This is a genomic window from Pseudomonas sp. SLFW, from assembly GCF_009905615.1.
Taxonomy (GTDB): Bacteria; Pseudomonadota; Gammaproteobacteria; order Pseudomonadales; family Pseudomonadaceae; genus Aquipseudomonas; species Aquipseudomonas bambusae.
In genome coordinates this window covers 285,231-299,734 of the sequence record NZ_JAAAKW010000002.1, presented here as the reverse complement: position 1 = coordinate 299,734, position 14,504 = coordinate 285,231, and the positions used below count along the sequence as shown (strand labels likewise).

General features: G+C 60.3%; 14 protein-coding genes. 5 read left to right on the top strand and 9 right to left on the bottom strand.

The window, feature by feature from the left end; genetic code table 11:
• Positions 1-109: 109 nt before the first annotated feature.
• Positions 110-1,777, bottom strand: coding sequence for a bifunctional diguanylate cyclase/phosphodiesterase (locus tag GVN17_RS04705; protein ID WP_166594065.1), 1,668 nt, complete (start codon positions 1,775-1,777; stop codon positions 110-112).
• A 202-nt stretch (positions 1,778-1,979) separates the two neighbouring features.
• Here GVN17_RS04705 and rep point away from each other — a divergent pair, with 202 nt between their 5' ends.
• The 4 genes from rep (at position 1,980) to GVN17_RS04685 (ending at position 6,648) form a co-directional block, all read left to right on the top strand.
• Positions 1,980-3,989, top strand: coding sequence for a DNA helicase Rep (gene rep, locus GVN17_RS04700; protein ID WP_166594064.1), 2,010 nt, complete (start codon positions 1,980-1,982; stop codon positions 3,987-3,989).
• Positions 3,990-4,028: 39 nt separating this feature from the next.
• Positions 4,029-4,598 carry a xanthine phosphoribosyltransferase gene (locus tag GVN17_RS04695; RefSeq protein WP_166594063.1) on the top strand — a complete coding sequence of 190 codons (570 nt, stop codon included), beginning with the start codon at positions 4,029-4,031 and terminating at the stop codon, positions 4,596-4,598.
• A 148-nt stretch (positions 4,599-4,746) separates the two neighbouring features.
• Positions 4,747-5,631, top strand: a complete 885-nt coding sequence (locus GVN17_RS04690) for an MBL fold metallo-hydrolase (RefSeq protein ID WP_166594062.1) — start codon at positions 4,747-4,749, stop codon at positions 5,629-5,631.
• Positions 5,632-5,832: 201 nt separating this feature from the next.
• Positions 5,833-6,648 (top strand): sulfite exporter TauE/SafE family protein, encoded by an 816-nt coding sequence (locus tag GVN17_RS04685; protein WP_166594061.1) that lies wholly within the window; start codon positions 5,833-5,835, stop codon positions 6,646-6,648.
• 161 nt (positions 6,649-6,809) lie between these two features.
• Here GVN17_RS04685 and GVN17_RS04680 read toward each other — a convergent pair whose 3' ends face one another.
• The 7 genes from GVN17_RS04680 to dadA form a co-directional block, all read right to left on the bottom strand.
• Positions 6,810-8,735, bottom strand: coding sequence for an acetyl-CoA hydrolase/transferase family protein (locus GVN17_RS04680; protein WP_166594060.1), 1,926 nt, complete (start codon positions 8,733-8,735; stop codon positions 6,810-6,812).
• 180 nt (positions 8,736-8,915) lie between these two features.
• Positions 8,916-9,215: a DUF2845 domain-containing protein gene (locus tag GVN17_RS04675; RefSeq protein WP_166594059.1), complete on the bottom strand. Its 300-nt coding sequence runs from the start codon at positions 9,213-9,215 to the stop codon at positions 8,916-8,918.
• A 35-nt stretch (positions 9,216-9,250) separates the two neighbouring features.
• Positions 9,251-9,673 carry a c-type cytochrome gene (locus GVN17_RS04670; protein ID WP_178115700.1) on the bottom strand — a complete coding sequence of 141 codons (423 nt, stop codon included), beginning with the start codon at positions 9,671-9,673 and terminating at the stop codon, positions 9,251-9,253.
• 174 nt (positions 9,674-9,847) lie between these two features.
• A complete protein-coding gene (locus GVN17_RS04665) occupies positions 9,848-10,396 on the bottom strand; it encodes a cupin domain-containing protein (RefSeq protein ID WP_074754671.1) in 549 nt (182 codons plus the stop codon).
• A gap of 149 nt (positions 10,397-10,545) precedes the next feature.
• Positions 10,546-11,619 carry an alanine racemase gene (gene alr, locus GVN17_RS04660; RefSeq protein WP_166594058.1) on the bottom strand — a complete coding sequence of 358 codons (1,074 nt, stop codon included), beginning with the start codon at positions 11,617-11,619 and terminating at the stop codon, positions 10,546-10,548.
• Positions 11,620-11,761: 142 nt separating this feature from the next.
• Positions 11,762-12,115, bottom strand: a complete 354-nt coding sequence (locus GVN17_RS04655; RefSeq protein ID WP_166594057.1) for a RidA family protein — start codon at positions 12,113-12,115, stop codon at positions 11,762-11,764.
• Positions 12,087-13,388: a D-amino acid dehydrogenase gene (gene dadA / locus GVN17_RS04650; protein WP_166594056.1), complete on the bottom strand. Its 1,302-nt coding sequence runs from the start codon at positions 13,386-13,388 to the stop codon at positions 12,087-12,089. The genes GVN17_RS04655 and dadA overlap by 29 nt, the downstream gene beginning before the upstream one ends.
• A gap of 154 nt (positions 13,389-13,542) precedes the next feature.
• Between dadA and GVN17_RS04645 the strand changes: the two genes are divergently transcribed.
• Complete coding sequence (locus GVN17_RS04645) at positions 13,543-14,031, top strand: winged helix-turn-helix transcriptional regulator (protein WP_166594055.1); 489 nt, start codon at positions 13,543-13,545, stop codon at positions 14,029-14,031.
• Positions 14,032-14,037: 6 nt separating this feature from the next.
• Here the strand turns inward: GVN17_RS04645 and GVN17_RS04640 are convergent, their stop codons facing one another.
• Entirely contained in the window at positions 14,038-14,391 is a 354-nt protein-coding gene (locus GVN17_RS04640; protein WP_166594054.1) for a YkgJ family cysteine cluster protein, read from the bottom strand.
• Positions 14,392-14,504 lie beyond the last annotated feature (113 nt).

The window sequence follows — 14,504 nt, the reverse complement described above, 5'->3', positions numbered from 1 at the left end:
GTTATCAGTGCCTGACACACCGCCATCGCGAGCAAGCTCACTCCTACAGATGAAGCGTAAAACCGCCACCGTCGGCAAGCGCGCTCCTACAGGTAAGGTTGGGGGCATTTCACAGCCCCTGCGCCACCCGCCCTTTTTGATCGAACATCAGGTAATCCAGCAATTCCGGCAACGCCAACGGATGGCTGATCAGGTAACCCTGGGCCTGATCGCAACCGAAGCTGCGCAGCAACGCCAATTGCTCCGGCGTCTCGACCCCCTCCGCCACCACTTCCAGACTCAAGTTGTGCGCCAGATTGATCATGGCGTGCACCAGCTTGCGGTTCTCCTCGCGCTGTTCCATTTCGCCAACGAAGCTTTTGTCGATCTTGAGCAGCGTGATCGGCAGGCTGTTGAGGTGCACGAATGATGAAAAGCCGGTGCCGAAGTCGTCCAGCGAGAACCGCACGCCCAAGCGTCCCAGCGCATCCATGGTCTGCTTGACCAGATCGCTGCGGCGCATGACGGCGGTTTCAGTCAGTTCGAACTCCAGCCACTGTGCATCCACCCCGCGATCACTGATCAGCCGGTCCAGAGTCGCCAGCAACTGATTGTCCTGGAACTGGCGGAACGACAGGTTGATCGCCATGTGCAGCGGCGGCAGGCCTTTTTCCCGCAGCGTCTGCATGTCGCGCAAGGCGCGGGAGATCACCCAATAGCCCAAAGGAACGATCAACCCGCTCTGCTCGGCCAATGGCACGAATTCGCTGGGCGGCAACAGCCCGCGCTCGGCATGGCGCCAGCGCACGAGGGCTTCAAGGCCGAGGATTTTGCCGGTGTTCAGGCATAGCCGCGGCTGGTAGTGCAGCTCCAGCTCATCGCGGCGCAAAGCCCGACGCAGCTCGCTTTCCAGATCGGCAAGGCTGCGGGCGTTGCGATTGATGCGCTCGTTGAAGACGTGGAAGGTGCAGCCCTGAATGCCTTTGGCCTGCTGCATCGCGATGTGCGCATGCCACATCAGCGGATCAGCCCCGGCGTCAGCACGGGCATGGGCAATCCCGAGGCTGCAACCGATCAACAGGCTCTCGCCATCGACCCAGTAAGGCTCGGACAGCGCTTCAGTGATGCGCTCGGCCATCCACTCGGCACGCTCAGGCGCGCGGCGGGTGTCGATCAACAGCGCGAATTCGTCGCTGCCCAAGCGTGCCAACTGATCGCAGGCTTCAAGCTGGCTTTTCATGCGTGCCACGACCTGCAGAATCAAGCGGTCCCCGGCCTGATGACCGAGTGCATCGTTGGCTCGGCGGAAGTTGTCGAGGTCAAGGTGCCCCAGTGCCAGCCCTCGCCCATCGAACTCGACCAGGCGCGCCGCGAGCAACGTCTGAAACCCCTGACGGTTGGCGATGCCGGTTAGCGGGTCTTGCTCAGCGAGGCGTTGCAGGGTGTTTTCCAGCAACCCCCGTTCGCGCACATGGCGCAGGCAACGGCGCAGGCTTTGGGTGTTCAGGGCTTCGCGGATCAGCCAGTCACTGACGCCCACGGGATCGGTATCAGGCTCGACATCGAGCAACAGCACGGTCGGCCAGCTGCATTGACCGGCCGCTGGCTGCAAGGCGGGCGTGGTGAACAGGATGAAGGAATGCGAGGGATCGTCAGGCTGGCCAATAGCGTCCCAGCTCGACACGCAGTCGAGAAAAACGGCTTCCCCCAAGGGGGCCAGGCACTCGCGCAATATCGCTGGCCATTCCGGCGTGTCCGCCAGAAGCAGCAAACGCAAGGGTTCGACAGGCGTAGACAAGCTAGCTCCCCACACAAACAAAAGACATCGGCGCCCATTCAAACGAGGGGCGTCAAACGCGTAGATTCACCGCGTGCTGCGCAAATGTAACAAAACGGCGAAATATAGATAGCGTGACGCATCACAGTGTCGGACGGTCGCTGCACAATCCTTCGACCCTGTTAAAATGCCCGCCCATTTTGCAAGCGATCCCCTTTTCCTCATGTCCCGACTCAATCCCCGGCAACAAGAAGCCGTGAACTACGTCGGCGGCCCTCTTTTGGTGCTCGCCGGTGCTGGCTCCGGCAAGACCAGCGTGATCACCCGCAAGATTGCCCACCTCATTCAGAACTGTGGCATTCGTGCGCAGTACATCGTCGCCATGACCTTTACCAATAAGGCGGCGCGGGAGATGAAGGAGCGGGTCGGCACCCTGCTGCGAGCCGGTGAAGGACGTGGCCTTACCGTTTCGACGTTCCACAACCTGGGCTTGAACATCATCCGCAAGGAACATGCGCGCCTGGGTTACAAACCGGGTTTCTCGATCTTCGACGAGACCGACGTCAAGGCGCTGATGACCGACATCATGCAGAAGGAATACTCGGGCGACGACGGTGTCGACGAGATCAAGAACATGATCGATTCCTGGAAAAACGACCTGATCCTGCCTGCGGAGGCCCTGACCAACTCGCGCAACCCCAAGGAACAGACCGCCGCCATCGTCTACACCCACTACCAGCGCACGCTCAAGGCGTATAACGCGGTGGACTTCAACGACCTGATCCTGCTGCCGGTGAAGCTGTTCCAGGAACACGCCGACATCCTCGAAAAGTGGCAGCACAAGGTCCGTTACCTGTTGGTGGACGAATACCAGGACACCAACGCCAGTCAGTATCTGCTGGTGAAGATGCTCATCGGCACCCGCTGCCAGTTCACCGTGGTGGGCGACGACGACCAGTCGATTTACGCCTGGCGCGGCGCGCGGCCGGAAAACCTGATGCTGCTCAAGGACGATTACCCGTCGCTGAAAGTGGTGATGCTGGAGCAGAACTACCGCTCCACGAGCCGCATTCTGCGCTGCGCCAACGTGCTGATCGCCAACAACCCCCACGCGTTCGAAAAACAGCTGTGGAGCGAGATGGGTCACGGCGACGAAATCCGCGTCATCCGCTGCAAGAACGAAGACGCCGAAGCCGAGCGCGTGGCGGTTGAGATTCTCAGTTTGCACTTGCGCACCGACCGGCCTTACAGCGATTTCGCGATCCTCTATCGCGGTAACTATCAGGCCAAGCTCATCGAGCTGAAGCTTCAACACCACCAGATTCCGTATCGCCTTTCGGGCGGCAACAGCTTCTTCGGGCGTCAGGAAGTGAAAGACCTGATGGCCTATTTCCGCCTGCTGGTGAACCCGGATGACGACAACGCTTTCCTGCGCGTGATCAACGTGCCGCGCCGGGAAATCGGCTCGACCACGCTGGAAAAACTGGGCAACTACGCCACCGAGCGCAAAGTGTCGATGTACGCTGCCACCGACGAAATCGGTCTGGGCGAACATCTGGACAGCCGCTTCACCGACCGCCTCAAGCGCTTCAAGCACTGGATGGACGGCGTGCGCCAGCAGTGCGCGACCCAAGACCCGATTGCGGCCCTGCGCAGCATGGTCATGGACATCGATTACGAGAACTGGATTCGTCAGAACAGCTCCAGCGACAAGGCCGCCGATTACCGCATGGGCAACGTGTGGTTCCTGATCGAAGCGTTGAAGAACACGCTGGAGAAAGACGAAGAAGGCGGCATGACCATCGAAGAGGCCATCGGCAAGCTGGTCTTGCGCGACATGCTCGAACGCCAGCAGGAAGAAGAGGACGGCGCCGAAGGCGTGCAAATGATGACGCTGCACGCCTCCAAGGGTCTGGAATTTCCTTACGTGTTCATCATGGGCATGGAAGAGGAAATCCTCCCGCACCGCTCCAGCATCGAGGCCGACACCATCGAGGAAGAGCGCCGTCTGGCCTACGTGGGCATCACCCGCGCCCGTCAGACACTCGCGTTCACCTTCGCGGCCAAGCGCAAGCAATACGGCGAGATCATCGACTGCCTGCCCAGCCGATTCCTCGACGAACTGCCCCCGGATGATCTGGCCTGGGAAGGCAACGACGACACACCGACCGAAGTGAAAGCCGTTCGCGGCAATACGGCATTGGCGGACATTCGCGCCATGCTGAAAAGATAAACCGACATTTCGCGCATTTGCGCCCTGAGGAACAGCAACGTGGAAGCACTGCACAAGAAAATTCGCGAGGAAGGCATCGTACTTTCCGACCAGGTCCTGAAGGTCGACGCGTTTCTGAACCATCAGATCGACCCGGTCCTGATGCAGCAGATCGGTGACGAGTTCGCCACGTTGTTTGCCGATTCGGGCATTACCAAGATCGTCACCATCGAAGCGTCGGGGATCGCCCCGGCGGTGATGACCGGTCTGAAACTGGGCATTCCGGTGATCTTCGCGCGCAAGCATCAGTCGCTGACCCTGACCGAAAACCTGTTCTCGGCGACGGTTTACTCGTTCACCAAGCAGACCGAAAGCACCATCGCCATTTCCACCCGGCACCTGACCAGCAGCGACCGCGTGCTGATCATCGACGACTTTCTAGCCAACGGAAAAGCCTCTCAGGCGCTGATCTCGATCATCAAACAGGCTGGCGCGACCGTGGCCGGTTTGGGCATCGTGATCGAGAAGTCCTTCCAGGGCGGCCGCGCGGAGCTGGACGCGCAGGGCTATCGTGTAGAGTCATTGGCACGGGTGAAATCGCTGAACGGCGGCGTGGTGACGTTCGTCTGAACACTGGCCCATGGGCGGCATGCATTAGTCATTGTAGGAGTGAGCTTGTTCGCGATTCCGGTTTACCAGACACGTCTTCATCAACTGGCACACCTTGATCGCGAGCAAACTCACTCCTACAGGTAGCTGCCAACAAACGGAGAGAAGCATGAACATCGGTGAAAAACTGAGCGTAGAAGCGTTCTTCGATCCGCACACCTGGACCATCAGCTACCTGGTCGTGGACCGCTCGACCCTCAAGGCCGCGCTGATCGACAGCGTGCTGGATTACGATCACAAATCCGGGCGCACCAAGACCGAGTCGGCGGACAAGCTGATCGCCCGCGTGCGTGAACTGGGCGTCTCGGTGGAGTGGATTCTGGAAACCCACGTCCACGCCGATCATGTCTCCGCAGCGGCGTACTTGAAGGAACAGCTGGGTGGGACGGTCGCCATCGGCAGCCACATCACCCGCGTGCAGAAAGTCTTCGGCACGCTGTTCAACGCCAAAGGCGAGTTCGCCCGCGACGGCAGCCAGTTTGACCGGCTGCTGGAGGATGACGCGCATTTCCAGATCGGCACCCTGCAGGCCCGAGCAATGCACACCCCCGGCCACACGCCTGCGTGCATGACCTACCTGATCGAAGTGAATGGCGAGACGGTGGCGTTTGTCGGCGACACGCTGTTCATGCCGGATTACGGCACGGCGCGTTGCGACTTCCCCGGCGCCGATGCGCGCATGCTTTACCGTTCAATTGGCAAGATCCTCACCCTGCCGCCGCAAACACGGCTGTTCATGTGCCACGACTACCTGCCCAACGGGCGCGAGTTGATGTACATGACCACCGTCGCCGAGCAGCGCGCCAACAACATTCACATCCGCGAAGGCATCGACGAAGACGCGTTCGTGCAGATGCGAGAAACCCGCGACGCCACCCTCGACATGCCCGTGCTGATCCTGCCATCGGTGCAGATCAACATGCGCGGCGGCCACCTGCCGGAGCCGGAAGACAACGGCGTGCGGTATTTGAAAGTGCCGATTAATGCGTTGTGAGTGCTGATGCGCTCGCAACCCTGACCTGTAGGAGCGAATTCATTCGCGAAAGGCCGGTGCAGTCGGCAAATCCCTATCGACTGTACGTACGTCTCGCGAATAAATTCGCTCCCACAGGAAATCTCCGTTCGGTGCACCCAGCGCTGAACCCTCACCACAGATTCGCTCCCGTCGGGACCTGCTAGAAGGCGCTTTTCCCAGATGAATGAACACGAACTGATCGGAGCCGGCCTCGGTACGGTCATTGGAGCGGTACTCGCGCTGACAGGTGCGGGCGGTGGCATTCTTGCGGTGCCGCTGCTGGTGTTTGGTCTGGGTCTGACGATGGTTGAAGCCGCGCCGGTCGGGCTGTTGGCGGTTGGCCTGGCGGCAGCGGTGGGCGCGTTGCTTGGGTTGCGTCAGGGCATCGTGCGGTATCGCGCAGCGTTGTTCATCGCCGGGATCGGCATCTGCCTTTCGCCGGTCGGGTTGTGGCTCGCGCATCGTCTGCCCAACACGCCCCTGGCGCTTGGGTTCTCGCTGGTGTTGCTGTACGCCTGCGGGCGTATTTTCAGAAAGGCCACGCTTGAACTGCACCACGGGAAGCCTGCCGAACGCGCGGCGTTTCTGCCTTGCGTGCTCAACCCCCTCGAAGGCCGTCTGCGCTGGACCCTGCCCTGCGCCCGCTTTCTGGCGATCACCGGGATGCTGTCCGGTTTGCTCTCGGGACTGTTGGGCGTCGGCGGCGGTTTCGTGATCGTCCCGGCACTGACCCGCTACACCGACCTGAACCTGAAAAGCATCGTCGCGACCTCACTGGCCGTTATCGCGCTGGTGTCCACCGGCAGTGTCATCACGGCCAGCGTCACGGGCGCGATGCATTGGGCCGTCGGCCTGCCGTTTGCGATAGGCGCCGTGGTGGGGTTAATGGCAGGGCGGCAGGTGGCAGGTTTTCTGGCAGGGCCTCGCTTGCAGCAGCTGTTCGCGGTCAGCGGGTTCTGCGCGGCGGCGTTGTTGATCATCAAGTCTGTCGCTTAACGCCCCTGCAGGAATGCACTTAGCTATCACGCCTGACGCAACTCCGTGTAGGAGTGAGCTTGCTCGCGATTGCAGTATGTCAGTCACTGAATAAGCGCCAGACCACGCGTCATCGCGAACAAGCTCACTCTTACAGGAGGATCGCATGTGACGTCGGATAGCTAACCAACCGTCGCCTGCAACCCCGCCAGCAACAGCCGCTGATACAGCTCCTCCCGCAGCCCTTGTGGATCATCTAGCCCCATGCGCCGCAGGTGTTCAGGAAACGCCTTCGGCTCCGGCGCCTCAAGGGTCGCCTTGCCCAATTCGATAATCTCCGTGAGCTTGAACTTGCTCTTCAACCAGTTCAGCGCCCGCAGCAAATCACGCTCTTCAGCACTGAAATCACTGCCCAGCGGGTATTCGACGAACAACGCCGGGAAACGGTCGCGAATGTCTTTCAACCGCTCCGGCGTGTTTTGGGTAAACAGCGGGTCGAGACGAAAGCCCTTCGGCAGCTTTCCGGCCTTCTGCGCCTGATCGATCAGCGCAGGCTGAAAGCGTGAATCAGTAATGTTGAGCAACGCTTCGATCACAGCCGAGTCAGTCTTGCCGCGCAAATCCGCAATGCCGTATTCGGTGATGACAACGTCCCGCAGGTGTCGGGGAATGGTGGTGTGGCCGTACTCCCAGACGATATTGGAGCTGACCTCACCGCCGGATTCTCGCCAGCTGCGCAGGATCAGGATCGAACGCGCATCCTCCAGCGCATGGGCCTGAGCGACAAAGTTGTACTGGCCGCCGACGCCACTGACGACGCGACCGTCCTCCAGTTGATCCGAGACCGCCGCCCCGAGCAGCGTCACGGTGAACGCGCTGTTGATGAACCGCGCATCCCGCCGTTGCAGGCGCTTCAGGGTCTCATTGCCGTACAGCTCGTTGATGTAGCTGATGGCCGTCATATCGATCTGCGCCATCTGCGCGGGCGAGAACTCGCGCAGGCGCTCATAAAAACTGCGCGGTCCCAGAAAAAAGCCGCCGTGAATCAGCACGCCATTCTCATGGATTGATTCGTCCAGCTCGCCCTCGTTGGCCAGCGTCTGCAGTTCGACAGTGGGATAGACCTTGCGCCGAATGATGCCCGCGTCGAGCAAGACCAACAGGCCGTTAACCAGCATTTCGCTGCAGCCGTACAGACCGGCCGCAAACGGCATGACCCCGCCTTCGGCCTCGATCAACGGCCTCCAGGTGGAAATGCCGTCCAGCTCGGCGAGGCACGCGCGATAGGTTTCGTTGTTGGCCTGCCGCGCCAGCAAGGCTGCGGTCAATGCGTCGCCCATCGAACCGATGCCGATCTGCAACGTGCCGCCATCGCGCACCAACGTGCTGGCATACAGGGCGATAAAGTGATCCTGAACGCCCACTGGCATGTTCGGTGTCGAGAACAGCGTGCTACGTTCTGCGTGCTCAATCAGCAGGTCAAATGTGTCGGTGCTGACCTCAGCGTTGCCCGGCATATAGGGGAGATCAGCGTGCACATGACCCAGCACCAGAATGGTTTCTCCTGCGGCGCGGCGCTTTTCCAGCATCCGCAAGAGGTCGAGGGTAATGTCCGGGTTGCAGCTGAGGCTCATGTGCTCAGGGCGCGCTGGGTCGTGGGCGATCAATTGCGCAATGAGGTTCAAGCCGCTGGCGTTGATGTCCCGCGCGGCGTGGCTGTAGTTGCTGCTGACGTAGTCCTGCTGCGCCTGTGCACTGCCCAGCAGACTGCCCGGCTGCATGAAAAACTGCTCGACCTGGACGTTCGGCGGCAGGCTGCTTTTGTGCAGATCGGCGAGGAAATCCAGCTCGGGGTAATCGCCGAACACGCGCTCCAGAAAAGGCTCAAGAAAACGTCCCTGCAAACCATCGCCCGCCTCGGGGCGCCCCAGACACAGCGCGGTGTAAATCGTCAGTTGCCGGTCCGGCAGCGATTTGATGCGGGCATACAGCGCGTTGGCGAAGCGATTGGGCTTGCCCAGCCCCAAGGGCATCCCCATGCGAATGTGCGTCGGCAGCTCGGCCAACACGTGATCGACGGCTTGCTCGATCGAGCAGGAATGCGGCATCCGGCCTCTCCTGGTTTGTTATTCGATGGAGCTTGGACCGGGGATGAGCGGGAATTGCTGCATGAATGCCGTAACCCGTACCTGTAGGAGTGAGCTTGCTCGCGATCAAGGGCGATCAGTCAATGCATCTGCGCATGATACCCAGCCATCGCGAGCACGCTCACTCTTACAAAAATCCGATCAGTCGCGCCGGGTATCGATATTCACGAGTTTGTCTTCAATGAACTTGAGGTGCTGAAACGCGCCGTTGCGCGGGCCATAAACCCATAGGCTGACTTTGACGGCGTTCAGGCGAGGTACGCCATTGACGCGCGCCGCGGGCATTTGATCAACGCTGCTATCCGGCGGCCCGCACTTGTCGCGCACCACCGCTGCCGTGTCGCCCAGGCTGATTAGCGCAGTCCCGCAGCGCATCGTGGCGCTCGCAGTGCCCGCGAACAGCAACAGGGAAAACCCCAACCACCACGGCGCTCTGAACATCCAACGGTATTTCCCTGAATGGTGACTTACCGCCATCAAAGCCCCGACATTTTCTTGATCGCGCCCTTCAGCTCGTCATCCGAGCAGTCCGCGCAAGTGCCTTTCGGGGGCATGGCGTTGATGCCGGTGATTGCCTTGGCGAGCAACCCATCAAGGCCGCCCTGCTCCTTGGCGCGTTTGCCCCAGTCAGCGCGGTCGCCAATTTTCGGCGAGCCCAGCAGACCGGTGCCGTGGCAGGCGTTGCAGTGTTTGCCGATCACATCATCCGGAGATTTGGCGCCGCCCGCTCCGCCTGCTGTGGCGGCAACGTCCATGCCCGGACATTCCTTGCCTTGAATGCAGACTTGTCCGACCGGTTCCAGTCGTTTGGCGAGGTCATCCTGAGTGGAGGCCTGGGCGGCGAACACCCAGTAGGCGAGCAGTGCAAGGGCCGTCAGGATCTTATTGGTATGGTTCACGCTCTCACCCTCATGGTGGCTATCACGTCCCCGCCGTCACGGTAGTCTGCAGGTGGCGAAAGTATAGCTCGTTGGTCGTCACATCCCTGTGCGAAGCAGGGCTGTCGGCGCGTCGACCTTGGCTTCGAGCTGAACCGCTGTCCCCCGCCTTACGCAGGGGATGGGTGTCACCGATCAGAAATTCGCGGGCGTCGCTGCGCTGATGAGGCGCGCTGGCACGTCGAACGGATTACGAAAGCGATGAGGTCGTGTGCTTTCAAAATAGTAGCTGTCGCCCGCTTCCAGCACATAGGTATCGAGCCCGACCACCAGCTCAAGGCGACCTTCGACCAGAATCCCGGTTTCTTCGCCTTCGTGAACGAGCATTTCCTCACCGGTGTCGGCGCCCGGCGGATAAACCTCGGTCAGAAATGCAATCGCCCGGTCGGGGTGGGACTTGCCGACGAGTTTCATGGTGACAGCACCGTCCGAAATATCGATCAGTTCACTGGCCTTGTAGACAACTTGGGTCGGATTCTCAGGCTCCAGCTCTTCGGAAAAGAACTCCACCATGGACATCGGGATGCCGCCCAGCACCTTGCGCAGTGAGCTGATCGAGGGGCTGACGCTGTTTTTCTCGATCATCGAAATGGTGCTGTTGGTCACGCCCGCTCTTTTGGCGAGTTCTCGTTGCGACAGACCTTTGAGTTTGCGAATGGATTGCAGTCGTTCACCGACGTCCAATGCGGGGGTCCTCCTGTTAATCAAGCACGGTCAAGTGGTCGCCATGATGGCAACAGCGTTCAGTATTTACAACACTTGAGCCCATTGCCAGATTAGCAAAGAGACTGGCGGCCACGAGGGGCCGCAACGGGATACAGCGAGCGGTGCGCTCACCCCCCGGAATAGAGCCTTGGCACGCGTTTCAGGTTGCAGAAAATCTGATACGGAATGGTGCCTGCATGGGCCGCGACGTCACTTGCCAGGATGTTTTTGCCCCAGAGCTCGACGCGACTTCCCAGACCTGCACCTGGCACGTGGGTGAGGTCGATACAGAGCATGTCCATCGACACACGGCCCAGCAATTGGCTGCGATGGCCGTCGATCAAAACCGGCGTACCGGTAGGCGCTTGGCGCGGATAACCATCGGCATAACCCATCGCGACCACGCCAATGCGCATAGTGCGGTCAGTGACGAACGCGCCGCCGTAACCCACAGGTTCACCGGCAGGCAGTTCGCGCACGCAGATGACTTTCGACTCAAGGGTCATGACCGGTTGCAGACGATCGGCCACCGACTGCGGCTGATCGAAGGGGGTCGCGCCGTACAGCATGATGCCCGGGCGCACCCAGTCGCTGGGCACGCTCGGCCAACCCATCACACCCGGCGAGTTACGCAGACTCAGTTCTGCCCCCAGCCCTGCGCGGCCCGACTGGAATATCGCGACCTGTTCGTCGGTGCGTACGCTGTCCAACTCATCAGCGCGAGCAAAGTGGGTCATCAGCACGACCTTGCCGACTGTGTTCGTCGCCAGCAGACGCTGATAGGCCGCCTGATATTCAGCCGGATGAATGCCGACGCGGTGCATGCCCGAGTCCATTTTCAACCAGATATTCAGCGGCTTGCCGACCGCAGCCTTTTCAATGGCCTCCAACTGCCACAGCGAATGCACCACGCACCAGAAATCATGCTCGACGATCAGCGCCAGTTCATCCGCTTCGAAAAAGCCTTCCAGCAGCAAAATCGGCGCACCGATCCCGGCCTGACGCAGCTCCAGCGCTTCTTCGATACAGGCCACGGCAAAACCGTCCGCTTCGGCTTCCAGCGCCTGCGCCACGCGCACCGCACCATGACCGTAGGCGTCAGCCTTGATCACAGCGAGGGCCTTGGCGCCGGTGGTTTCACGAGCCAGTTGGTAGTTGTGGCGAAGGGCTTGAAGATCGATGAGGGCGCGGGCTGGACGCATGGGGTGGGGCTCAGGTCTGGAGGTATTCGACGTGTAGGAGTGAGCTTGCTCGCGATCGCGTTGTGTCAGCCAATGATCCAGCACAGATACAACGCATTCGCGAGCAAGCTCACTCCTACAAGGACGGTATAGCGGCGGCGATTTATGGCAGTGCAGCGATCACCGACATCTCGATCAGCACATTGGGCGCGGCCATCTTCGCTTCGACGGTGGCACGGGCAGGCGCGACCCCTTTTGGCAGCCAGGTGTCCCAGATGCCGTTCATGGTGGCGAACTGTGAGCCGATGTCATTCAGGTAAATCGTCACCGACAACAGGCGGCTCTTGTCGGTGCCCGCAAGATCCAGCAGGCGCTCGATGTTGCCCAGCACTTCGCGGGTTTGCTGCTCGATCCCTGCAGTCAGATCGTTACCCACTTGCCCCGCGAGGTACGCGGTGCCGTTGTGCACGACGATCTGGCTCATTCGTTCATTGGTGAGCTGGCGCTGTACTGACATGTTTGGCGATCTCCTTGGAACTTCCATAGCGGGAAATATCGAGGCCTTCGGCGCTGATCTGCGGTTGTTTGCGGGCGATCAGATCGGCCAGCAAACGACCGGAGCCGCAAGCCATGGTCCAGCCCAATGTTCCGTGGCCGGTATTGAGGAACAAATTACGGAACGGCGTGGCACCGACGATAGGGGTGCCGTCTGGCGTGGCAGGACGCAAACCGGTCCAGAAACTGGCCTCGCTCAGATTGCCGCCCTGAGGATAGAGATCGTTGACGATCATCTCCAGCGTTTCGCGCCGACGCGGGTTGAGCGACAGGTCAAAACCGGCGATTTCCGCCATGCCACCCACACGAATGCGGTTGTCGAAACGGGTGATCGCGACCTTGTACGTCTCGTCGAGAATGGTCGACGTCGGCGCCATCGCCGGGTTGGTGATCGGCACCGTCAGCGAGTAGCCCTTGAGCGGGTACACCGGGGCCTTGATGCCCAGTGGCTTGAGCAACTGCGGCGAGTAGCTGCCCAGTGCCAGCACGTAGCGATCAGCGGTTTCGAGTTTGCCGTTGATGCGCACGCCGTTAATCCGGTCGCCCGCAAAATCAATCGACTCGATGGACTGGCCGAAACGGAATTCAACGCCTAACTTCACACACATCTCGGCCAGACGTGTCGTGAACAGCTGGCAGTCGCCAGTCTGGTCGTTTGGCAGCCGCAGGGCACCGGAGAGAATATTGCTGACGCTTGCCAGTGCGGGTTCGACGCGGGCGATGCCTTGGCGGTCGAGCACTTCGTATGGCACACCGGCTTGTTCGAGGACGGCGATGTCTTTGGCGGCGTTGTCCAGTTGTTCCTGTGTGCGGAACAGCTGAGTCGTGCCCAAGGTGCGCTCTTCATAGGCGATGCCGGTCTCGGCCCGCAGCTCGTCCATGCAATCGCGGCTGTATTCGGACAGGCGCACCATGCGCTCTTTGTTCACGGCATAACGGCTTTGGGTGCAGTTGCGCAGCATTTGCGCCATCCACAGGTACTGATCGATGTCGCCCGTAGCCTTGATGGCCAGCGGCGCGTGGCGTTGCAGCAACCATTTCATCGCTTTGAGAGGAACGCCCGGTGCGGCCCACGGCGATGCATAGCCCGGCGAGACCTGCCCGGCGTTGGCGAAACTGGTTTCCAGAGCGGCGGCGGGTTGACGATCGACGACCGTCACCTCAAACCCCGCGCGGGCCAGGTAGTAAGCACTGGTAACACCGATTACGCCACTTCCAAGGACCAGAACGCGCATGTTGATTTCCTCATCGCGGATATCCGCTGACGTTTTGAAGTTTCAAGCCAGGATGTGCGCAGTATAAAAAGCAATGAGCAGTGCTTTTCACTATATAAATGCCTATATTCGGCGGTAATTCTCGGCAACCAACCCATTCGCAGAGGGGGTTTCAATGCGCACCCAACACCAGTCAAAACGTGAGCTGGATAAAATCGACCGCAACATCCTGCGCATTCTGCAAGCCGACGGCCGAATCTCGTTTACGGAACTGGGAGAACGCGTGGGCCTGTCCACCACGCCATGCACGGAGCGAGTCCGCAGGCTTGAGCGCGAAGGCATTATCATGGGCTACAACGCCCGCCTCAATCCGCAGAACCTCAAGGCGAGTCTGCTGGTATTTGTCGAGATCAGCCTGGACTACAAATCGGGCGACACTTTCGAGGAATTCCGCCGAGCGGTCCTTAAACTGCACCACGTGCTGGAGTGCCACTTGGTGTCGGGGGATTTTGACTATCTGGTGAAGGCGCGCATTTCCGAGATGGCGTCTTACCGCAAGCTGCTGGGCGACATCCTGCTCAAGCTGCCCCACGTGCGGGAATCGAAGAGTTACATCGTGATGGAAGAGGTGAAAGAGAGCTTGAATCTGCCGATCCCGGAATGACGGCGATCAGACCAGGACCTGCCGCGTTGTGGCGATGAAATCGTGCACCTGCTTTTCGACGCGCGGGTGGATCAAGGTCTCGGGACGGCGCCCGTTCGGGCACGGCAAGCTCGCCGTGGTGCCGAACAGACGGCAGATCAGGGGGCGTTCGTCGTAGACCGTGCAGCCGTTCGGCCCCAGGTGCACGCAATTCAGCTCATTGAGCGCCGCCTCCTGTTCCGCCGCGGTCTTGCGCGGCAAACGCGCCATCTCTTCGGAAGAGGTGGTCACGGGTCCGCAGCAATCGTGACAGCCAGGTACACATTCGAACGACGGAATCTGCCGCCGCAAATCGCGGATTTTCTGGCTGTTGCAGCTCATCGCGTGAGATTCCCCTGTGAAAGCCGACATTGTGCCCCAGGCGAATCGCAAACCAACAGCGATGTACCAACCTGTAGGAGCGAATTTATTCGCGAGGCGCCGGTGCAGACAAC